The sequence below is a fragment of the Mycobacterium sp. 852013-51886_SCH5428379 genome (genome assembly GCF_001665575.1).
Classification (GTDB): Bacteria; Actinomycetota; Actinomycetes; order Mycobacteriales; family Mycobacteriaceae; genus Mycobacterium.
Window position 1 is genome coordinate 18,038 of the sequence record NZ_LZSU01000029.1, and the last position, 21,245, is coordinate 39,282.

Consider the following 21,245-nt stretch of genomic DNA (forward strand, 5'->3'; position numbering starts at 1 on the left):
AGACCTTTCCGTACGAGGATCCGGCGATGGTCACAGTCGGCGAGTTTTCCCGCCTGGTGTCGGCGATACACGACGCCGCAGTCACGCCCGATCACTGGGTCGCGGCGATGGCCGACGTCGGCCGGGCCTGTGAAGCCACCGGCGGCGGGCTCATCCTCTCCGAGGGTACGACGCGCAGTGTCAAGTGTGCGAGCATCCCGCCCGAGGCATTGCAGCCCTACATGACCCACTACTACCGCGTCGACTACGTCCTCGAGGCCGTCGAGCACAGCCCCGTGGGCCTGGTGCACAGCGGAAAGGCGCTCATCGAGCTCGACCCCCGCTCGGAGTTCAACGGCGATTGGATGCAGCCCCATCACATGGACGACGGGCTGTTCGTCCGGCTGACCGACGGCCCAATGCCCACCTGCTTCCTCGTCGCGGCGGCTGGACGCGACGAGCCGTTCGCCACCACCGAACGCGTGGAACTGGTCAATGCGCTCATCCCCCATCTGCAGCAGGCGCTGCGCACGCAGACACACCTCCAGCACCTCCGCCGTGAGGCCGCCGACGCCGCGGGCGCGATCGACTGCATGCCCGCAGCGGTCATGGTGGTCGGTCCCGAAGCGGTTGTCGTCCATGCCAATTGCACCGCCGAGGCGATGCTTACGGGAACTCGCGGTCTCGGTGTCACCGGCGGCCGGCTGCGGGCCGAAACCGTCACCGCCGACGCGGATCTGCAGCGCGGTATCACCGAGGCGCTGGGGCTGGCCGAGACCGGCGCCCGCGGCACCTCGCTGCTGATCCCGCGCCGCGGCGCCGGGCGCGCGCTCGTGCTGCACGTGTTTCCGTTCACCTCACGTCTACGGGACGACAGCGCGCCCCGGGCACTCGTGGTGGTGGTCGATCCTGAAGAACGCCGCATGCCGCACGCGCTGATGCTGCGCCGGTTGTTCGGGCTGACCCCCGCCGAGGCCGACGTGGCGGTGCGGGTGGCACGCGGCCAAGGTCTGTCCCCCATCGCCGAGGAACTGTCGCTGTCCCTGGCGACGGTCAAGACCCACGTGCAGCGCGCCTTCGACAAGACCGGCACCCACCGGCAGGCCGAACTCGTCAGGCTGCTGTTCGCACTGGAACCCTGACCCGAAACCGTTGACGAGAAGGGGTTTTCAGAGTCCGAGAATCCGCGGGAGGTCGGCGACCGAGTCGATCACGTGGTTGGGTTGCATCGCGAATTCGTCGGCGGCCCACCGGTCGAGGGTGTCCTGCCGGAACTTCCCGGTGCGCACCAGCACCCCGGTCATCCCGACCACCTGGCCGGCCAGCACATCGTTGTTCAGATCGTCGCCCACCATGTACATCTCGTCGGGGTCGACGCCGAGCCGGCCGGCAGCGGCCAGAAAGCCCTCCGGCGCCGGCTTGCCGACCGCCGTCGCCTTGCGTCCGGAGGTCTCCTCCATCCCGATCAGATACATGCCGGTGTCGATGCGCAACCCGTCCTCGGTCTTCCAGGACGTGCTGCGGTGCATCGCCACCACCGGCACACCCTGTGCCATCCAATCGTAGACGCGGCTGAGCGTCACATGGTCGTACTCGGGTCCGGCGCCGCCCAGCAACACCACATCCGGCGTCTCGGGACGGTCCGCTGGTCCGTAGTCGTCGGAGTAGACGAGGTCGACGCCGGCCATGTCCTCACCGATGCGGCCACTGTTGACCAGGAAGCACCGGGCGTCGGGGTAGCGGTCCCGCACGTACTGGGCCGTGAGCACCGCCGCGGTGATCACCTCGTCGGCACTGACCTGCATTCCGGCCTCGGTGAGCAGATCGGCAATCTGCCTGCGGGTCCGGGTGGTGGTGTTGGTCAGATAGGAGCGAGCGACCTGATGCTCGGCGAGCATGTCGAGCACCTCGGCCGCGCCGGGGATCGGCCGCCACGACGTCACCAGGACACCATCGATGTCGAAGAGCACTCCACCGATAGCCATGGGCAACACTAAACCGCCCGTCCCCACGCGCAACTCGGGCCCGGTCACCCGCGGGCCCAAGCCACCTCGCCCAGCCACGGCGACACCTGGGCTGCGATCGTCCACGCCGCGTCCTCCGGGACGTCGAGGACCCGGTAGGCCTTCTGACCGGCGGCGGTCGCCGCGATGAGCGTCGCGACACCCGCCCGCCGCTGGAAGAACGACTGGCGCACCGTCCAACCGACGACACCTCCGCCGGCGATACAGTCGCGACGCCGCTCCACACTGCCCGCCCGGGCCACCAGCCAGCCGTCGCCCACGCGGTGGCCCAGCGACCGCACCCGGTCCGCAGCGAGCAGCGCACACACCGCGGTCACCGCCACCCACACCGGCCACACCCACGCCGGGACGCCTGTCACGACCGCGGCGACCACCAGTGCCACCAGCCCGAACGCGGGTGCCGCCAGTGCCCTGGTCCACCGCCGCCGCGCCGCGGCGGGCCCATGCCGGCGCAGCGGGCCGGTGACATCTTCGGGCCGACCGATCAGCTCCGACAACACATCTCGGGCAGTGTCGGCCGGACACGGCGGCAGCAGCAGCGAGGCTTCCCCCGCGCCACCGACACCGGTCATCACCGCGTCCAACCGGGCTCCGCCGAACGCACGGACAAGCAGCGGTTCGCGCAGCGTGCCGCCACGCAACCGGCGCAGATCGAAGGTGTGCTCGCGCTGTCGCAGTAGGCCGTGCCGCAGATGTAGCACCCCACCGGATTCCGACACGTCGCGGCGCAACAGCAGATCGCCGTAGGTCAGCAACGAGCGGAGCACCGACAGCACCACTGATGCGATGAGCACCGCGACGACGGCGATGAAGACGATCGCCGTCACCCCGTAGCGTCCCGCAACGTCGCGGCCGCCCTCGGCCAGGCCCGAATTCCTCAGCAGCGCAGCACCACCGGCCTGGTAGAGCAGGCCGGCCGCGGCGAGGATCATCGTCAAACCGGTGAAACTCAACGGGCTGTAGCGCAGCCACGCCGGTCGCCAGCGGGCCAGCACCTCGCCCTGCGCGACGGTGTCGGCGGCCGGGGTCAGTGAATCCGCCAGCAGTACCGCCCGCAGTCTGGGCACCTCACCGGCCTGCACCGCGTCGAGGGCGAAGGCGTCGTCACCCGCGGCCGCCTGTCCGGTGCTGACCCGCAGCACAGTCAGGCCGAGCAGCCGGTGGAGCAGCCGGGCATCGGTGGACACCGACCGGATCCTGTTGCGCGGCAGTGACAATACTTTGCGTTGCAGCACCCCGGCCCGCAGCTGCACCTCGTCGGCGCCGATGCGGTAGGCGGTGGTGAACCAGCGTGCGACACCCAGCGCGAGCGTGGCCGCCAGCGCACCGAGCGCCCACAGCGGATTGCCGGTCGCCGAACCCAGCGCCACCGTGCCGATCAGCACCGGCAGCTGGCGCAGCACCTCGTGGATCGGATGGACCAGCAGCATTCGCGGGCTCAACCGCAACCAGTCGCCGTCGCTCACGTCGCATCCTGTTCGCCGAGGGCAGCGATGTCGGTCAGCCGGGCGACCAGCCGGTCGGCGACGTCGACGTCCAGCGCCATCACCCGCACCGCCCCGGCCGACGACGCCGTCGTCACCGTCACGTCGGCGAGCCCGAACAGCCGGTCGAGCGGACCGCGGTGGGTGTCGACCGTCTGTACCCGGGAGATCGGTGCGATCCGGCGGTCCTGCGTCAGCCATCCGGTGCGGGTGTAGAGGGCACGGTCGTCGAGATCCCAGCGGTGCACGCGGTACCGCCAGACCGGCGCGACCCCCACCGACAGCACCGCACCGAACACCGTGCCCACCGCAGCCGTCACGTGCAGCCATCCCGGGGTCGGGGTCATCACCCACCAGGCGCCCTGGGCCACGACGGCCACCACCCACGGCAACGCTGCCGAGATCGCCCACACGAGCGGGGCCTTCGGGCTGGGACGGTGTACGGGATCCGACAGTGCGACGGTCATGGTTCGAGCATGGCCCATCTGAGTAGGGTTTCGGCATGACCAAATGGACTGCGGCCGATGTGCCGGACCAGGAGGACCGGGTCGCCGTCATCACCGGCGCCAACACCGGCATCGGATACGAGGCGGCCGCGGTGCTGGCCGCCAAGGGCGCCCACGTGGTGCTCGCCGTGCGCAACACCGACAAGGGCCACCGCGCGGCCGAACGCATCCGCGCCGCGACACCCCACGCCGACGTGACCGTGCGCGAACTCGATCTGACCTCGCTGGACAGCATCCGGCGCGCCGCGGACGACTTGCGCGCCGAATACCCCCGCATCGACCTGCTGATCAACAACGCCGGCGTCATGATGACCCCCAAGGCCACCACCAAGGACGGCTTCGAGCTGCAGTTCGGCACCAACCACCTCGGCCACTTCGCGCTGACCGGACAGCTGCTCGACAACCTGCTGCCCGTCGAGGGGTCTCGCGTGGTGACCATCAGCAGCAACGCCCACCGCTTCGGCGGCATGAACTTCGACGACCTGCAGTCCGAGCGCAAATACAACCGCGTCACCGCCTACGGCCAGTCGAAGCTGTCGAACCTGCTGTTCACCTATGAACTCGACCGCAGGCTGACAGCCAAAGGCGCACCCACGATCGCCGTTGCCGCGCATCCGGGGACGTCGAGCACCGAACTGACCCGCAACCTGTGGCCGGTGGCGCGCAAGCCGGTCGAACTCGTCTGGGGACTGATCTCGCAGACACCGGAGATGGGTGCGCTGCCGACGCTGCGAGCCGCGACCGACCCGCAGGTGCGCGGCGGTCAGTACTACGGGCCCAGCGATCTCAACGAGCAGCGGGGTTACCCGAAACTCGTACAGTCCAACGGCCGTTCGCACGACGAGGCGGCCCAGCGCAGGCTGTGGGCGGTCTCCGAGGAGCTCACCGGCGTCACCTTCCCGGTGTAGCGATGCGCAGCGTCGAAGAACACCAGCGGGTCGTCGCCGGCCTGATCCGAGCCCACCCCCCGGTGCAGCTGCCGATTGCCGAGACGCTCGGCCTGGCGCTCGCCGAGGACATCGTCGCGCCGCTGTCGCTTCCGGGTTTCGACAACTCCGCGATGGACGGCTACGCGGTGTACGCCGACGACGTCACCACCGCGACCGACGAGACCCCGGTGCTGCTGCCGGTCGCCGAGGACATCCCGGCCGGGCGCACCGATGCGCTGACGCTGAAGCCGGGCACGGCGCACCGGATCATGACCGGCGCGCCGCTGCCGGCCGGGGCGACGGCCGTCGTCCCCGTCGAGGCGACCGACGGCGCCACCGACACCGTCGCGATCCGGCGGTCCGCCCGGGACGGTCAGCACCTGCGCCGTGCCGGTGAGGACGTCACGGCGGGTACGACCGTGCTGCGCGCCGGCACGGTGCTGACCCCGGCCGCCCTGGGTCTGGCCGCGGCACTCGGACTGGGGGCGCTCACGGTGCACCGCAGGCAGCGCGTGCTGGTGATGTCGACCGGCACCGAACTCGTCGCGCCCGGAACGCCGTTGCTGCCCGGGCAGATCTACGAATCGAACGCGGTGATGTTGGCCGCGGCGGTCGTCGACGCCGGCGGCGAGGTGGTGGCCTCGACCATGACGGGCGACGACGTCGACGCCTTCCGCGAGACCCTGAACCGGCACGCCGGCGGTGCCGATCTGATCATCACCACCGGTGGTGTGAGCGCGGGGGCGTACGAGGTCGTCAAGGACACGCTCGGAGCCGCTCCGGCGGCGACATCGGGCACCGGAGCCGCTCCGGCGGCGACATCAGGCACCGGAGCCGCTCCGGCGGCGACATCAGGCACCGGAGCCGCTCCGGCGGCGACATCAGGCCGGGGCGGGGAGGTCGAGTTCGTCAAGGTCGCGATGCAGCCCGGGATGCCGCAGGGCGCGGGGCGGGTCGGCGGGACGCCGATCATCACGCTGCCGGGCAATCCGGTCAGCGCGCTGGTGTCGTTCGAGGTGTTCGTGCGGCCGGCGTTGCGTGCGGCGATGGGCTTCCCGCGGCCGGACCGGCCCCGGCGGACGGCGGTGCTCATCGAGGACCTCACCTCACCGCACGGCAAACGGCAGTTCCGGCGGGGGGTGTACGACGCGGACCGCGGCGAGGTCACCAGTTACGGACCACCGGCGTCACATCACCTGAGGTGGCTGGCCTCGGCCAACTGCCTGCTCGAGATCGGCGAGGACGTCGCGGAGGTGACGGCCGGATCACAGGTGCGGATCTGGGACCTGAGCTGATCCGCGGGTGGCCTGCCGCACGTAGACTCCACCCCGATGGCCAGACGCCCCAGCAACGACGACCTCAAAACCGGCCCACAGCGGTTCGTGGCCCTGGTGAAGACCACGATCCCGCCGGTGCACCCGGCCGGTTTCCCCTTCATCGGCGCCGGCCTGGCTGTCGCCGGTGTCGGCAGCCGCAACCGTTGGCTCCGGAACACCGGACTCGCCGCCGCCGCCGCCAACGCGCTGTTCTTCCGGCATCCGCCACGGGTGCCACCCACCCGGCCCGGCGCGATCGTCGCCCCGGCCGACGGGCTGATCTGTCTGGTGGAGGAGGCGGTCCCCCCGGCGGAACTGAACCTGCCCGCCCGGCCGCTACCCCGCATCAGCATCTTCCTGTCCCTGTTCGACGCGCATGTTCAGCGCGTCCCGATCAGCGGTGAGGTGGTCGCCGTCGCGCACCGCCCCGGGCTGTTCGGATCGGCGGAACTCGCCGCGGCGAGCCAGGACAACGAACGCAACAGCGTCGTGATCCGTACGCCCGGCGGCGCCGAGGTGATCGCCGTGCAGATCGCCGGCCTGCTGGCACGCCGCATCATCTGCGACGTCGCCGTAGGGGACCGCGTCGAGATCGGCGACACGTACGGGTTGATCCGCTTCGGGTCGCGGCTGGACACATATCTGCCGGAGGGTTCGGACATCACGGTGCTCCCCGGCCAGCGCGCCGTCGGGGGCGAGACGATCCTGGCGGAGCTGCCGTGAACCGGCGCCCGAGAGCGATGCGGATCCTGCCGAGCGCGACCACGGTGCTCGCGATCTGCGCGGGTCTCACGTCGATCAAGTTCGCCCTCGACGACCGCCCACACATCGCGCTGGCGCTGATCGGGGCCGCGGCCGTCCTCGACGGCATCGACGGCGGTATCGCGCGCGCCCTCGACGCGCAGTCGCGCATGGGCGCCGAGATCGACTCGCTCGCCGACGCCGTCAACTTCGGCGTGGCACCGGCGTTGGTGGTGTACGTGACGCTGCTGCCGACGTCACCGGTCGGGTGGATGTTCGTGCTGCTGTACGCGGTCTGCATCGTGCTGCGGCTGGCCCGGTTCAACGCGCTGCTCGACGATCCGGACAAACCCGCCTACACCCGCGAGTTCTTCACCGGTATGCCGGCGCCGTGCGGCGCCGTCGGCGTGATCGGGCCGCTGGCGGCGATGCTGCAGTTCGGCCACGGCTGGTGGACCTCACAGTGGTTCGTCTGCCTGTGGCTGGTGGCGAACTCGGCCCTGTTGATCAGCCGGGTGCCGACGATCGCGGCGAAGTCCATCTCGGTGCCGACGAACGCGGCACCGTTGCTGCTGATCGTCGTCGCGCTGGCCGCCGCGGGCCTGCTGCTCTTCCCGTACATCCTGGTGCTGCTGGTCATCATCGGCTACCTGTGCATCATCCCGTTCACGATCCGCAGCCAGCGCTGGGTGGCTGCGAGACCGGAGACCTGGGATGCGGCGCCGAGCGCACGGCGCGCGGCGCGCCGGGCCACCCGGCGGGCACAGCCGAACCGCCGCTCGGTGGCGCGCCTGGGTCTGCGCAAACCGGGACGCTGACATGAGCGAGGTCGAGACGTTCGCCGGGGAACGGGGGCTGTCCCACCTGCGGCTGACCGCACGCCTGAACACCTCGGCGCTGGATTCCCGCCGCGGTGTGGTGCGGCTGCATCCCGAGGTGATCGCGGCGCTGGGCATCCGCGAATGGGATGCGGTGTCGCTGACCGGTTCCCGGACCACCGCCGCCGTGGTCGGGGTGGCGCCTCCGGGGACTCCGACCGGAACTGCACTGCTCGACGACGTCACCCTGTCCAACGCCGGCCTGCGCGAGGACAGCGGCGTGATCGTGGCGCCGGTGACCGTCTACGGCGCCAAGACCGTCACTCTGTCCGGGTCGCGGCTGGCCACGCAGTCGATCTCCCCCGCGACGCTGCGCCAGGCGCTACTCGGCAAGGTCATGACCGTCGGCGACACCGTCTCGTTGCTGCCCCGTGACCTCGGCCCGGGCACCTCGACGTCGGCGGCCACCAGCGCGCTGGCGTCGTCGGTCGGCATCACGTGGACCTCGGAACTTCTGACCGTGACCGGCGTCGACCCGGCCGGCACCGTCAGCGTTCAGCCGAACTCGTCGGTGGGCTGGGGCGAGGGACTGTCCTCGGCGCCCGGACGTTCGGTGTCGTCCGCCGACGGGCGGGATGACTCCGTGGGGCTGGCGACGGTCACGGCGCCGTCGGACGAGCCGCCCGCGATCACCTTCGACGATCTGAAGGGCAGCCACGCCCAGGCGGATCGGCTCGCCGAATGGCTCAAGCTCTCCCTGGATCAGCCGGAGTTGCTCGAAACCCTGGGTGCCACACCGAATCTCGGCGTGCTGGTTTCCGGTCCCGCCGGCGTCGGCAAGTCGACGCTGGTGCGGGTGGTGTGTGCGAAACGGCGCCTGGTCGAACTCGACGGTCCGGAGGTCGGCGCCCTGCGTCCCGAGGACCGGCTGGCCCGGGTGTCGTCGGCGGTGGCGATGGTGCGCGACGAGGGCGGGGTCCTCCTGATCACCGACGTCGACGCGCTGCTGCCCGCGACGGTCGAACCGGTGGCGACGCTGATCCTCACCGAACTGCGTACCGCGGTCGGGACTCCCGGCGTCGCGTTCGTCGCGACCACAGGGCTGCCGGACGGCGTGGACACCCGGCTGCGCGGCCCCGAACTGTGTGACCGCGAACTCGCGCTGACACTGCCGGACGCCGCCACCAGGCGGGCGCTGCTGGAGGTGCTTCTGCGCGACGTCCCCGCCGGGGATCTGCAGCTCGACGAGATCGCCGGACGCACACCAGGATTCGTCATTGCCGATCTCTGCGCACTGGTGCGCGAGGCCGCGTTGCGAGCCGCCGCGCGGGCCAGCGCGGACGGCACCGAACCGGTCCTCTCGCAGACGGACCTCGTCGGGGCGCTGACCGTCATCCGGCCGCTGTCCCGGTCGGCCACCGAGGAACTGTCGGTCGGCTCGGTCACCCTCGAGGACGTCGGCGACATGGTCGAGACCAAGCAGGCGCTGACCGAGTCGGTGCTGTGGCCGCTGCAGCACCCCGACACCTTCGAGCGGCTGGGCATCGAACCGCCACGCGGAGTGCTGCTCTACGGCCCACCGGGGTGCGGGAAAACGTTCGTGGTCCGGGCGTTGGCGAGTACCGGCCGGCTGTCGGTCCACGCGGTCAAGGGCGCCGAGCTGATGGACAAGTGGGTCGGCTCTTCGGAGAAGGCGGTGCGCGATCTGTTCCGCCGGGCCCGGGAGTCGTCGCCGTCGCTGGTCTTCCTCGACGAACTCGACGCGTTGGCGCCGCGACGCGGTCAGAGCTTCGACTCCGGGGTCACCGATCGCGTGGTGGCGTCCCTGCTGACCGAACTCGACGGCATCGAACCGCTGCGCAACGTCGTGGTGCTGGGCGCCACCAACCGGCCCGATCTGATCGATCCGGCGCTGCTCCGGCCGGGCCGGCTCGAGCGGCTGGTGTTCGTCGAACCGCCCGACGTCGACGCGCGCCGCGAAATCCTGCGCACCGCAGGCAAATCGATCCCGCTGGCCTCCGACGGCGAGCGGGCCGTCGACCTCGACGCGATGGCCGCCGACCTGGACGGCTACAGCGCGGCGGACTGCGTCGCGCTGTTACGCGAAGCGGCGCTGACGGCGATGCGCCGGTCGATCGACGCCGCCGACGTGACCGCGGCCGACGTCGAGGCCGCGCGCCGGACCGTGCGGCCGTCGTTGGATCCGGCGCAGGTCGAGTCACTGCGGGCATTCGCCGCCGGCCGCTGACTTCTCCCCGTTGACTTTGCAGTGAGATCGCGGGAATCGCGATCTCAGCGATCTGTGCGCAAAGTCAACGGCATTTGCACCTTTCGACCGACCCCCCTGCATCTTGACACTGACTAGATGAGGGCGCACAGTGGAGGCATAACTAGCCACCGTCTAGATGTGGAGGGCACCATGACCGCGCCCCATGCCCTTACAGTCCGCGTCGGCGACGACGATCGTCAGTCGACCGCCTCGCTGCTCGGACTCGCCCTGGCGCAGGGCTATCTCGAGATGGCCGAATACGACCAGCGCCTCACTGCGGCCTACACCGCGCAGACCGCCGCCGAACTGCGTGCCCTGACCGCCGACCTGCCGGTCTCCGCGCTACGCCGCAACGACCCCAGACGTCACGCCGCACGCCGCCGCGCCGCACGCCGCAGCCTGCAGCTGCATCTCACCGGCTACCTCGTCATGGTCGTCATCGTGCTCACGGTGTGGCTGGCCGTCGGCCTCACATCCGGGGCCTGGTATTTCTGGCCCATCTGGCCGATCCTCGGCGCCGGGATCGGACTGGTCAGCCATGCGCTTCCGGCCCGCTTCGCGTGGGCGAAGCCATGCACAGGGGGACGCGTCAGACCGCCCACGTAGACTGGGCTCAATCCATTCAGCTGACGCTGACACCCCGACCGATCAGATCGGAGTGCCTTGCTGGCCATTCTGTGCGCTCACGCGGTCGCCGCCGCCGTGGCGCCACTTCTCGTGGCCAGATGGGGACGCCAGTCGTTCTATCCTCTGGCGCTCGTTCCGCTGCTGTCGCTGATCTGGGTCGGACTGAACTGGCCCGACCCCAGCCGCCCGGCCCCCACCGTCGACATCGCCTGGGTGCCCGAGCTGTCGATGGACATCAATCTGCGGTTCGACACCCTCGCCGCGATCATGAGCGTGCTCGTCCTCGCCATCGGCGCGTTGGTGCTGTTCTACTGCGGCACCTATTTCCACCACCGCGACGGGCACATCGAGAAGCGCCTGCCCAGCTTCGCCGCCGAACTCGTCGCGTTCTCCGGCGCGATGTTCGGCCTGGTGACCAGCGACAACATGCTGCTGCTGTACGTGTTCTGGGAGACGACGACGGTGTTGTCGTTCCTGCTCGTCGGCCACTACGCCGAACGCGCCACCAGCAGACGCGCCGCGACGCAGGCGCTGCTGGTCACCACCTTCGGCGGACTGGCCATGCTCGTCGGCATCATCGTGCTGGGCAACCTCGCCGGCACCTTCCTGCTCTCCGAACTGATCGCCGCACCGCCCGGCGGTGTCGCGGCGGCGGTCGGCGTGGCGCTGATCCTCGTCGGCGCGCTGTCCAAATCGGCCATTGTGCCGCTGCACTTCTGGCTGCCCGGCGCGATGGCCGCCCCCACGCCGGTCAGCGCGTACCTGCATGCGGCGGCCATGGTGAAAGCCGGCGTGTATCTGATCGCCCGCATGGCGCCCGGCTTCGCCGACGACCCGGTGTGGCGGCCGATGGTCGTCACCCTCGGCCTGGGCACGATGCTGCTGGCCGGTTGGCGGGCGATACGTGAGTACGACCTCAAGCTCATCCTGGCCTTCGGCACGGTCAGCCAGCTCGGCCTGATCACGGTCATGGTGGGCAGCGGCGGTAGCGACATGATGCTCGCCGGGTTGGCGATGCTCGTCGCGCACGCGATGTTCAAGGCGTCGCTGTTCATGGTCGTCGGGATCATCGACCACACCACCGGCACCCGCGACATCCGCCGGCTCGCCTGGCTCGGAGACCGATGTAAGCCGCTGCTGGTGATCGCGGTCGGCGCCACCGCGAGCATGGCCGCACTGCCCCCGTTCTTCGGGTTCATCGCCAAGGAAGCCGACTTCGAGACCGTGCTGCACAGCGATGCGCTCGGCCCGTTCGCACCCTTCGTCCTCGTCGGCATCGTGACCGGCTCGGTCTTCACCACCATCTACAGCCTGCGGTTCCTGTGGGGTGCATTCGCCCGCAAAGGCTTGCGCGAACCCAGCGTCCGGGTGGCCCAGATGCACCGGCCGACGGTGGCGTTCATGGCCGCACCCGCCGTCCTCGCGGCGGCCGGGCTGTTCTCCGGGTTGTGGCCCGCACCGCTGGACACGGTGCTCGACGAATACGCCGACACGGTGAGCGGCGACGACGGCGACTACTACCTGGCGCTGTGGCACGGCTTCAACCTGCCGCTGCTGCTGTCGCTGATCGTGCTCGGCCTGGGCGCCGCCGCCTTCTTCGAACGGTCCAAGTTGCGCCGTGCGCGGGTGCTCTACCTCCCGTTGGGCAACGCCGACCGGATCTACGACGCCACGATCCGCGCCCTGGACCTGCTGTCGGTGCGGCTGACCGCGGCCACCCAGCGCGGATCGATCCCCGCCACCCAGTCGGTCATCCTCACCACGCTGGTGGTGCTGCCGATGGCGGCTCTGGCCTTCGGGGCGCGCGACCGACCGAACCTGGAGCTGTGGGATCAGCCGTGGCAGGTGGTGGTCGGTCTGCTGATGCTGGCCGCCGCCCTCGGCGCCGCGGTGATGCGCAACCGACTGGCCGCGGTGCTGCTCGTCGGTGTCACCGGTTACGGCTGCGGAGCGATCTTCGCCCTACACGGAGCCCCTGATCTCGCCCTGACCCAGTTCCTCGTCGAGACGCTCGTGCTGGTGATCTTCGTGCTCGTCCTGCGCACGCTGCCCGCCGAGGCCGACCGGGCCAGCATCACCCACAAGCGGCTGCCCCGGGTCCTGCTGTCGCTGGCCGTCGGCGCCACCGTGACCACGCTGACCGCCTACGCGATGGCCGCCCGCAAGGGCGCGGGTATCGCCGAACTGCTGCCCGACGCCGCCTATTACCGCGGCCACGGCGCCAACACCGTCAACGTGCTGCTCGTCGACATCCGCGCCTGGGACACGATGGGTGAGATCTCGGTGCTTCTCGTGGCGGCGACCGGCGTCGCGTCGCTGGTGTTCCGCAACCGCCGCTTCGGCGCGGCGCCCCGGGTGTCCGACGCGGGGCAGCCCGACATCGGCCGCGTGTACGCGAACAGCCCCGCCGTCGGCGAGATCACCTGGCTGCGTGGTAGCGAACTACGCGATCCGCGCCACCGCTCGCTGGTCCTCGAGGTTGCGACGCGCATCATCTTCCCGCTGATCATGGTGCTGTCGGCGTACTTCTTCTTCGCCGGGCACAACACGCCCGGCGGCGGTTTCGCCGGCGGGCTGACCGCGGGTCTGGCGCTGGTGCTGCGCTACCTCGCGGGTGGTCGCTACGAGCTCGGAGAGACGCTGCCGCTGGACGCGGGCAAGGTCCTCGGCGCCGGTCTCGGGCTGTCCGCGGGCACCGCGGTGACCTCGATCCTGCTCGGCGCGCCCGCGCTGTCCTCGGCGGTCATCGAGTTCGACGTCCCCGTACTGGGGACGGTCAAGTTCGTCACCGCGCTCTTCTTCGATCTGGGGGTGTATCTCGTCGTCGTCGGTCTGGTGCTCGATGTGCTGCGCAGTCTCGGCGCGCGGGTCGACGAGGAGATGCTCGACCAGGAGGCCGCTGCCCGCAGCCGTGCGGCGGCGGGAACGGGGACCCGATGACGACGTATCTCGTTCCGCTCGTGCTCATCGGCGGGCTCACCAGCGTCGGCGTTTACCTGCTGCTCGAACGCAACCTCACCCGGATGCTGCTGGGCCTGCTGGTGGTCGGCAACGTGATCAACCTGCTCATCCTCACTGTCGGCGGGTCGTCCGGGAATCCCCCGGTCCGCGGCCGGACCAGCAACGGAGAGACCACGACGGCGGACCCGTTGGCACAGGGCATGATCCTCACCGCGATCGTCATCAGCATGGGCATCGCCGCGTTCGTGCTGGCGCTGACCTACCGCTCCTACCGGTTGACGACGGCAGAGAACGTCGGCAACGACCCCGAGGACACCCGGGTCTCGGAACTGGCGGGCAGAGATGCGCCCGCCGTCGACGAGGACCGACCCGAGGCGTTCGACCAAGCCAAGGACACCGACCTGCCCGACGAACTGGACGCGCTGCCGGGACAGGAAGGGTCCCGATGAGGGCCCAGCGAGAAGCGAAGGCGGATCGCCCATGAGCCTCGCGACGATCCTGATCCCCCTTCCCGTCCTCATCCCCACCATCGCCGCGGCGCTGACGCTGCTCCTCGGCCGGCGTGCGGTGCTGCAGCGGGTCATCGTCCAGGTGGCGCTGACCGCGGTCGTCGGTGTCTGTTCGGTGCTGCTGTATCTGGCCGACCGCGACGGCACGCTCGCGTTGCACGTCGGCGGCTGGAGTCAGTCCGTGCCGGGAATGGGCCCGCTGGGCATCACTCTCGTCGTCGACCGGCTGTCGGCGCTGATGCTCGTGGTGTCGTCGATCGTGCTGCTAGCGGTGGTCGTATACGCCATCGGTCAGGGCATCCGGGACGGCGATCAGCGCCAGCCGGTGTCGATCTTCCTGCCCACCTACCTCGTGCTGTCCGCGGGCGTGTGCACCGCATTCCTCGCCGGCGACCTGTTCAACCTGTACGTCGGATTCGAGGTGCTACTGGCCGCGAGCTTCGTACTGCTGACCATCGGCGCCAGCGAGGAACGCGTCCGGGCCGGGATCTCCTACGTAATGGTCTCGATGGTGTCGTCGCTGATCTTCCTGATGGGCATCGCGCTGGTCTACGCGGCCACGGGCACGCTGAACCTCGCCGAGCTGGCGGTGCGGCTGGACTCCGTATCGCCCGGCACCCGGACCGCGCTGTTCGCCGTGCTGTTGGTGGCGTTCGGCGTGAAGGCGGCGGTGTTCCCGCTGTCGACCTGGCTGCCGGACTCCTACCCCACCGCGCCTGCACCCGTCACCGCCGTGTTCGCCGGACTGCTCACCAAAGTCGGTGTGTACGCGATCATCCGCGCCCATTCACTGCTGTTCCCCGGGGGGACACTCGACGGCGTACTGCTGGTGGCCGCGCTGCTGACGATGATCGTGGGGATTCTCGGTGCCATCGCGCAGAGCGATATCAAACGTCTGCTGTCGTTCACTCTCGTCAGCCACATCGGCTACATGGTCTTCGGAATCGCGCTGTCCAACGACCTCGGCATGGCGGGCGCGATCTACTACGTCGCCCACCACATTCTCGTGCAGACGACACTGTTCCTGGTGGTCGGTTTGATCGAGCGGCAGGCCGGGGCGTCCACGCTGCAACGCCTCGGCGGCCTGGCGGCGGCCAGCCCCCTACTGGCGTTCGTCTTCGTGATCCCGGCGCTCAATCTGGGTGGCATACCACCGTTCTCGGGCTTCATCGGAAAGGTGGCGCTGCTCGAAGCCGGCGCCGGGAACGGCACCGCCCTGGCGTGGATCCTCGTCGCCGGCGGTGTGGTCACCAGCCTGCTGACGCTGTTCGTGGTGGCCAGGGTGTGGACGAAGGCGTTCTGGCGCTCTCGCGCCGACGCGCCGGAAGGCCATCTGTCCGCGGGGGCGCCGGCCGCGTTGCTCGACGACGGGGAGGACGTCGAGTTCGCCGACCGCGACAGCGTCGGCCGGATGCCTGTCGGGATGCTGGTGCCGACCGGCGCGCTGATCGCCGTCGGCCTCGCGCTCACCGTGGCGGCCGGACCGATTTTCGCGTACAGCGAGCGCGCCGCAGACGAGGTGATCGACCGGGGGCAGTACATCACCGCGGTGGTGGGTGAGCGCCCGTGACGAGCATGCGTGACCGATGGCCGATGCGGCGGATCCTGCTGCGACTGTGGGTGCTGTGCTGGCTGATTCTGGTCTGGACCCTGCTGTGGGGGACGGTTTCGGCGGCCAACATCCTCGGCGGGCTGGTTGTGGCGTTGATCATCACGGTGCTGCTCCCGCTGCCGCCGGTGCCGGTCGAGGGACGGCTGCACATTCTCTCGCTGCTTCGGCTGGTCGGCGTCGTGGCGTACTACCTGGTGATCTCGTCCGCTCAGGTGGCGTGGCTGGCGATCAAGCCGGGGCCACCGCCGCTCACAGCCGTGCTGCGTGCGCACTTCGCGGTGCGCTCCGACTTGGTGCTGGCGCTGGCGGCGAACATCGTCAACCTGACTCCCGGCACCATCGCGCTCGAGATCGACCAGACCCGCCGGATGATGTACATCCACGTCATCGACGTGGGTTCGGACCGGGCGCTGGCGCGGTTCTACAAACAGATCGGGCAGTTCGAGCGGTTGCTCATCGCGGCATTCGAACGGGAGTCTGACTGGCGGCCCGCGGTGGATTCCGGCGAATCCGACGGAGAGGCGGATCGGCCATGACCTGGGTATGGATCGCTGCCGGGGTGATGCTCAGTGCGGCCGCGGCGTTCACGATGTACCGCCTGTTGAGCGGGCCGAGCACCTTGGACCGTCTGGTGGCGCTGGACACCCTGATAGCGGTGACGATGTGTGGGATCGGCACCTGGGCGGCGTTCAGCCTGGACACCACGGTGACCTACAGCCTCACCGCACTCGCACTGATCAGCTTCGTCGGGTCCATCAGCGTCGCGCGTTTCCGCGTGCCGGACACCGACAGATCCGCCGGCGGACGGAAGCCGCGATGACCATCTCCGACACCATCGCCGCCGTGCTCATCCTCGGCGGGTCCACCCTCGCGCTGACCGCGGCGATCGGCGTGGTCCGCTTCCCGGACACCCTTTCGCGCATGCACGCCGCAACCAAGCCTCAGGTCTTCGGACTGCTACTGGTGCTGGCCGGTGCGGCAACCCGCCTGCGCGGCAACGTCGATGTGGGCATGCTCATCCTCGCCGGTCTGTTCACCCTCATCACTGCCCCGGTGATCGCCAACCGGGTCGGCCAGCTCGCCTACCGCGAGCAGAACATCCGCGACGATCTGCTCACCAAGGACGAAATGCATGAGTTCGTGGTGGAGCGGGAACACCGCGGCCATGACGAGCCCTGACGACATCGCCGGCGCACTGACCGTCGCGATCGCCAGGCGCAGTGAGGCGCATGCCGACTGCCCGCTGTTCAACGATCCGTACGCGGAGGTGTTCATCGATGCGGCCAAGGCACGGGGCTGCACGATTCCCGACGGCGAACCCACCGACCGGATCCAGGGTTTCGCCAACTACACCTCCTCGCGGACGAAGTACTTCGACGAATTCTTCATTGCCGCAGGAGCTCACGGCATCGAGCAGGTCGTGATCGTCGCCGCCGGACTCGATGCGCGAGCATGGCGGCTGCCGTGGATCAGCAACACGACGATCTTCGAGATCGACCACCCCCCGGTCCTCCGGTTCAAGGCCGACGCGCTCGCCGCTCGCGGCGACACCCCCTCGGTGCATCGGTATGTGCCGGTGCCCGCGGATCTCACCGATGCGTGGGACACCGCGTTGCGCGACGCGGGTTTCGACGCCGCCGAGCCGACGGCCTGGGCGATCGAGGGTCTGCTGCCCCACGTCGAGGACGGTCCGCATCTGCTGTTCGATCGCATCCATGAATTGAGTGCGCCCACGAGCCGGTTCGCGGTCGAGGCGGTGGGAATGGGTGTCACCCGCTGGCTGGCCGAGCGCGGCTGGCAGGCCAAGACCACCACCGCCCAGGAACTGATGACCCGGCACGGCCGCTGCGGCGCGCACGACGCTGTCGACACGGTGCCCGACACCGTGTTCGTGGAGGCCAAACGCGAGAGGTGATTCCCAGAGCCGGCGACGTGTCCGCAGGGAGCGGTGACGACCCAGTGGTCAAGCGGTCACCCTCGGTGGCGATCTCGGGCAACAAGCGTGACGTGCAGCAGGGCGACCGTCACCGTCATATGGCAACCGGGCGCAGGAACCAACGTTCGGCTGAACGGGCCGTCATCGAGAGGCCCGATCGTCTATGGCGAACAGGGGCAGTGTCACTCCGAGAGCTGGAACGTGACCGTCGCGGTGACCGTGTCCACCGCTTCACTCAACGCGTCCAAGCGCGCCGGCACCGACGGCGCCGACAGTACGGCGTAGCGATCGGCCTGGCCCATCGGGAATCGGGCGGCCAGCGTGTAGATCCACCGGGCCGCATCGGAGTCACGCAGTCCGATCACCTCACTGCGGCTGCGCATCTCGACGTTGCGGGCGGTGGCGATCCGCTCGTACAGCGCGAAGATCCGGTCCTCGACGTCCTCGAGCAATGCGGTGTCGATCGAACCGGCCGGCTCGTCGTCCCATACTTCGACATCGGCGCGCGGGTACGGCGCGTCCTCGAGCCACTCCAGCACGCGAATCCGCTCGCCGAGAACGCATTTGAGCCGGTACCTACCGATGCCGTAATCCGTGTGCTCGACGATCCGCGCCAATGCCCCGACGTTGCTCCGTCGGTCCCCGCCCCCGACTTCGCGGCCCGCCTCGATCAGCACCACACCGAACGCGGGGTCCTCCTGGGCGAGGCAGTCCTCAACGAGCGCGACATACCGTGGTTCGAAGATGCGCAGGGGCAGCTCCTCGCCGGGCAGCATCGCCACCTCGAGCGGAAACATCGGCGTCGCAGCCATTGTCAGTTGAAGCCGCCGCCCATGACGGCGTCACCGACCGGGGTCGAGGGATCCGCGAACGTGCACATCGCCGCGGCCATCGTGACCCACAGTTCCGGATTGAGCCGCACCAGTTCGTTGTTCTCGCCGATCGCGGCGATCACCTCACGCTGCGTGGCCTCGTCCATGTCGAGGTACTCGCCGCACACCGTGGCGGCCAGTCCGGTCGGCGGCGTCCCCGGTGCCCGGGTCGGATCCGGCGGTCTGGCCCGCGTCGTCGACGACGGCACGGTCGGCCGGCTCGTCGTGGTCGACAGCCCGGTCTGGTCGGGATCGGCCATCGGTGTGCCCGTGGTGACGTTCGTGCACCCGGCGACCACCACCGCGGCCGCCGCGCAGCCCGTCAGCATCCACCTGCGCACGGCCATCAGTCCACCCTATAGCTCCAACTCGGCCACGAGGGCGTCAACGACGGCGCGTAGATCGCCGTCGTGTTCCTCGGCCACCCGGCGCTGTCGCTGGTAGCTGCCGCCGTGCCGGTAGATGTCCGCAACGCCGGCGAGCTCGTCGGCGCAGTCCAGCGACACAGCCACCGGTTGCAGCCGGGTCAGCAGCTCGTCGAGATCGTCGGTCACCAGCCGCTCGTTGCTGTCCGCGTCCAGGATGATCTCGGCGTCCAAGCCGTACCGCGCCGCCCGCCACTTGTTCTCCTGGACATGCCACGGCGGCATCACCGGCATCTCCTCGCCGGCTTCGAGCCGGCGGTCGAGGTCGACGATCAGACAGTGGGTCAGTGCCACGAGAGAACCGAGCTCCGCGAGGTTGGACACCCCGTCGAACACCCGCACCTCGATGGTGCCGAGATGCGGCGAAGGCCTGATGTCCCAACGGATCTCGTTCATGTGATCGATGATCCCGGTCTTCTTCTGATCGTGGACGAACCGTTCGAACTCGGGCCACGACTGAAACTGGAACGGCAGACCGGCCGTCGGCAACTGCTGGAACATCATCGCCCGGTTGCTCGCGTAGCCGGTGTCCTCACCGTCCCAGTACGGCGACGACGCCGACAGCGCCAGCAGATGCGGATAGTGATTGAGCAGCGAGGAGATGATCGGCATCACCTTGTGCGCCGACGAGATCCCGACGTGGACGTGTACGCCCCAGATCAGCATCTGCCGGCCCCACCACTGCGTCCGCTTGATCAGCTCGGCGTAGCGCGGCGCATCGGTGAGTTGCTCGACCGACCACTTCGCGAACGGGTGGGTGCCCGCGCAGAACAACTCCATCCCGCGGTTACGGACGATCCCGCGCACCGTCGACAGCGTCGAGTGCAGATCGTCCATCGCCTCGCCGGTGTTCTCACAGACCCCGGTGACGATCTCGACGGTGTTGCGCAGCAACTCCTGGTGGACGTGCGGGGTCTCACCGATCTCGGCGATGACGGTTCCGGCCTCGTTGCTCAGCTGCCGGGTCACCGGATCGACGAGGGCGAACTCCCATTCGACACCGATGGTGGGCCGGGGTGACCGGACGAACGCGATCCGGCTATTCGGCGGGACCGATGACACCGCACGCCACCCGTCCGCCGGCGTCGCCGGTGGCCATCGTCTCCTGGTCGGGTCCCGGGGTGCCGTTGACCTGGTTGTAGCGCTCCGGCGGGATGTTGGCGAAGTTGTCGGCGTTCGCGTGGATCATGATCGCGGTGCCCTGACCGTCGGTCAGCTGCTCGGCGGTGAACGCGTCGGTCGTCGTCACCACCATCGCCGACCCGTCCTCGCGGACCTGCAGCGAGACCAGGTCGCCGCTGGCCGGGTGTCCGGTCTTGCCGGGGACGTTGAAATGCCCGCCTGCGGAAAGGAAGTTGCCTGGGGCTCCACCAGTCGGCGGGGTGGAGTTGGCCTCACACTTGCCGACCGAATGGATGTGCATTCCATGGAAGCCGGGCTCGAGCTGGCCGGACGCCACGGTCTTGACCGTGATGGTGGCGTAGTCGCCGCTGAAGTCGAAGTCCGCGGTCGCCACCGTCGTTCCGTCCGGCGACTTCAGTTCCGCGCTCAGCTTCTCACCGCTCGCGGCCTGGCCGCTTTCACCCTCGCCACCACCTTCGCCGGCCGCGGTCGAGGGCGCCGGGGACCCGGTCCACACCGGCGGCGTGGTGCCCGGCTCGGAGGAGACGGGCTCGTTGGGGGTGCACGCGGTCAACGCGAACGCGGGCGCGGCGAACAGGGCGGCAACGGCAGCAGGCTTGAGACCGGGCTTGAGCATGCTCAGAGCCTAACCGGTGACCGCCACGACGATGCCCGGTGGCTGCTCGGCCAGCGCCGGAACCCGTGCCTCTACCGGCGCTTCCAGCAGGCGGCCCACGTCCTCGGCGGCCTCCTGTTCACCCGGGGCGTCGCTGAAGTACACGGTGGTCGCGGTGACTCCCTCGAGCGTGAGGTTGCCGGTCTCGGTCACGTCCCAGCCGTCGTCGCGCAGGCGCGTGGCCACACCCTCGGCGGCGCCTTCGACGGTCGAGATGTTGAACACCCGCACCTCGGGGCGTGCCGCTTCGGCCGGCGGCGCCTCCGACGTCGGGGTGGTGGTCGTCGTGGTCGCGACCGTGGTCTGCTCGGCCGGCGTGTCGCCGCCGCGCAGCGCCTGGAACCCCACCAGCAGGAACACGACCCCGAGGAACAGCAGCACCATCACGATGGCGCGCAGGGGTAATCCGGAGGATTCTCGCTGATTCATCGTGCCCACT

At 69.5% G+C, this 21,245-nt stretch carries 22 protein-coding genes; 14 read left to right on the top strand and 8 right to left on the bottom strand.

Annotation, left to right across the window (positions count from 1 at the left end):
* The first annotated feature begins 26 nt into the window (after positions 1 to 26).
* Positions 27 to 1,121 carry a helix-turn-helix transcriptional regulator gene (locus tag A5757_RS12090; protein ID WP_066833749.1) on the top strand — a complete coding sequence of 365 codons (1,095 nt, stop codon included), beginning with the start codon at positions 27 to 29 and terminating at the stop codon, positions 1,119 to 1,121.
* Between the two features lie 27 nt (positions 1,122 to 1,148).
* Here A5757_RS12090 and A5757_RS12095 read toward each other — a convergent pair whose 3' ends face one another.
* The 3 genes from A5757_RS12095 to A5757_RS12105 are packed head-to-tail and all read right to left on the bottom strand — an operon-like array spanning position 1,149 to position 3,972.
* Positions 1,149 to 1,964, bottom strand: a complete 816-nt coding sequence (locus A5757_RS12095) for an HAD-IIA family hydrolase (RefSeq protein ID WP_066833751.1) — start codon at positions 1,962 to 1,964, stop codon at positions 1,149 to 1,151.
* Positions 1,965 to 2,008: 44 nt separating this feature from the next.
* Positions 2,009 to 3,433, bottom strand: a complete 1,425-nt coding sequence (locus A5757_RS12100) for a PH domain-containing protein (RefSeq protein WP_066834009.1) — start codon at positions 3,431 to 3,433, stop codon at positions 2,009 to 2,011.
* 32 nt (positions 3,434 to 3,465) lie between these two features.
* On the bottom strand, positions 3,466 to 3,972 hold the full coding sequence (locus A5757_RS12105) for a PH domain-containing protein (RefSeq protein WP_197497325.1): 507 nt from the start codon (positions 3,970 to 3,972) through the stop codon (positions 3,466 to 3,468).
* Positions 3,973 to 3,989: 17 nt separating this feature from the next.
* On the opposite strand from A5757_RS12105, the gene A5757_RS12110 reads away from it, so the two are divergent.
* The 13 genes from A5757_RS12110 to A5757_RS12170 all read left to right on the top strand — a co-directional run bounded on the left by A5757_RS12110 (position 3,990) and on the right by A5757_RS12170 (position 17,690).
* The gene (locus A5757_RS12110) at positions 3,990 to 4,901 is read left to right on the top strand and encodes an SDR family NAD(P)-dependent oxidoreductase (RefSeq protein WP_066833755.1); all 912 of its coding nucleotides are present in this window, start codon (positions 3,990 to 3,992) and stop codon (positions 4,899 to 4,901) included.
* A 2-nt stretch (positions 4,902 to 4,903) separates the two neighbouring features.
* Entirely contained in the window at positions 4,904 to 6,217 is a 1,314-nt protein-coding gene (gene glp / locus A5757_RS12115) for a gephyrin-like molybdotransferase Glp (protein WP_066833757.1), read from the top strand.
* Positions 6,218 to 6,253: 36 nt separating this feature from the next.
* Entirely contained in the window at positions 6,254 to 6,961 is a 708-nt protein-coding gene (locus A5757_RS12120; protein ID WP_066833760.1) for a phosphatidylserine decarboxylase, read from the top strand.
* A gap of 17 nt (positions 6,962 to 6,978) precedes the next feature.
* Positions 6,979 to 7,797 carry a phosphatidylcholine/phosphatidylserine synthase gene (locus A5757_RS12125; protein WP_066833763.1) on the top strand — a complete coding sequence of 273 codons (819 nt, stop codon included), beginning with the start codon at positions 6,979 to 6,981 and terminating at the stop codon, positions 7,795 to 7,797.
* Position 7,798: 1 nt separating this feature from the next.
* Complete coding sequence (locus A5757_RS12130; RefSeq protein WP_066833765.1) at positions 7,799 to 10,045, top strand: AAA family ATPase; 2,247 nt, start codon at positions 7,799 to 7,801, stop codon at positions 10,043 to 10,045.
* A 171-nt stretch (positions 10,046 to 10,216) separates the two neighbouring features.
* The gene (locus A5757_RS12135) at positions 10,217 to 10,672 is read left to right on the top strand and encodes a DUF1707 domain-containing protein (RefSeq protein ID WP_066834012.1); all 456 of its coding nucleotides are present in this window, start codon (positions 10,217 to 10,219) and stop codon (positions 10,670 to 10,672) included.
* Between the two features lie 57 nt (positions 10,673 to 10,729).
* Positions 10,730 to 13,633: a Na+/H+ antiporter subunit A gene (locus tag A5757_RS12140; protein WP_066833767.1), complete on the top strand. Its 2,904-nt coding sequence runs from the start codon at positions 10,730 to 10,732 to the stop codon at positions 13,631 to 13,633.
* Positions 13,630 to 14,103 carry a Na(+)/H(+) antiporter subunit C gene (locus tag A5757_RS12145; protein ID WP_066833770.1) on the top strand — a complete coding sequence of 158 codons (474 nt, stop codon included), beginning with the start codon at positions 13,630 to 13,632 and terminating at the stop codon, positions 14,101 to 14,103. Before A5757_RS12140 ends, A5757_RS12145 begins: the two co-directional genes overlap by 4 nt.
* A 31-nt stretch (positions 14,104 to 14,134) precedes the next feature.
* On the top strand, positions 14,135 to 15,733 hold the full coding sequence (locus A5757_RS12150; RefSeq protein ID WP_066833773.1) for a Na+/H+ antiporter subunit D: 1,599 nt from the start codon (positions 14,135 to 14,137) through the stop codon (positions 15,731 to 15,733).
* Between the two features lie 5 nt (positions 15,734 to 15,738).
* Entirely contained in the window at positions 15,739 to 16,311 is a 573-nt protein-coding gene (locus A5757_RS12155; RefSeq protein WP_082929434.1) for a Na+/H+ antiporter subunit E, read from the top strand.
* Positions 16,308 to 16,595 (top strand): monovalent cation/H+ antiporter complex subunit F, encoded by a 288-nt coding sequence (locus tag A5757_RS12160; protein WP_066833780.1) that lies wholly within the window; start codon positions 16,308 to 16,310, stop codon positions 16,593 to 16,595. The genes A5757_RS12155 and A5757_RS12160 overlap by 4 nt, the downstream gene beginning before the upstream one ends.
* Entirely contained in the window at positions 16,592 to 16,954 is a 363-nt protein-coding gene (gene mnhG / locus A5757_RS12165; RefSeq protein ID WP_066833782.1) for a monovalent cation/H(+) antiporter subunit G, read from the top strand. Before A5757_RS12160 ends, mnhG begins: the two co-directional genes overlap by 4 nt.
* On the top strand, positions 16,941 to 17,690 hold the full coding sequence (locus A5757_RS12170; RefSeq protein WP_066833785.1) for an SAM-dependent methyltransferase: 750 nt from the start codon (positions 16,941 to 16,943) through the stop codon (positions 17,688 to 17,690). The genes mnhG and A5757_RS12170 overlap by 14 nt, the downstream gene beginning before the upstream one ends.
* A 203-nt stretch (positions 17,691 to 17,893) precedes the next feature.
* Here the strand turns inward: A5757_RS12170 and A5757_RS12175 are convergent, their stop codons facing one another.
* The 5 genes from A5757_RS12175 to A5757_RS12195 are packed head-to-tail and all read right to left on the bottom strand — an operon-like array spanning position 17,894 to position 21,235.
* Complete coding sequence (locus tag A5757_RS12175; RefSeq protein ID WP_066833788.1) at positions 17,894 to 18,523, bottom strand: LON peptidase substrate-binding domain-containing protein; 630 nt, start codon at positions 18,521 to 18,523, stop codon at positions 17,894 to 17,896.
* Between the two features lie 2 nt (positions 18,524 to 18,525).
* The gene (locus A5757_RS12180; protein ID WP_231983965.1) at positions 18,526 to 18,930 is read right to left on the bottom strand and encodes a hypothetical protein; all 405 of its coding nucleotides are present in this window, start codon (positions 18,928 to 18,930) and stop codon (positions 18,526 to 18,528) included.
* Positions 18,931 to 18,939: 9 nt separating this feature from the next.
* A complete protein-coding gene (locus A5757_RS12185) occupies positions 18,940 to 20,070 on the bottom strand; it encodes a glutamate--cysteine ligase (RefSeq protein WP_066833791.1) in 1,131 nt (376 codons plus the stop codon).
* The gene (locus A5757_RS12190) at positions 20,048 to 20,767 is read right to left on the bottom strand and encodes a superoxide dismutase family protein (RefSeq protein ID WP_066833794.1); all 720 of its coding nucleotides are present in this window, start codon (positions 20,765 to 20,767) and stop codon (positions 20,048 to 20,050) included. The genes A5757_RS12185 and A5757_RS12190 overlap by 23 nt, the downstream gene beginning before the upstream one ends.
* A gap of 9 nt (positions 20,768 to 20,776) precedes the next feature.
* Positions 20,777 to 21,235: a LytR C-terminal domain-containing protein gene (locus tag A5757_RS12195; RefSeq protein WP_066834018.1), complete on the bottom strand. Its 459-nt coding sequence runs from the start codon at positions 21,233 to 21,235 to the stop codon at positions 20,777 to 20,779.
* Positions 21,236 to 21,245 lie beyond the last annotated feature (10 nt).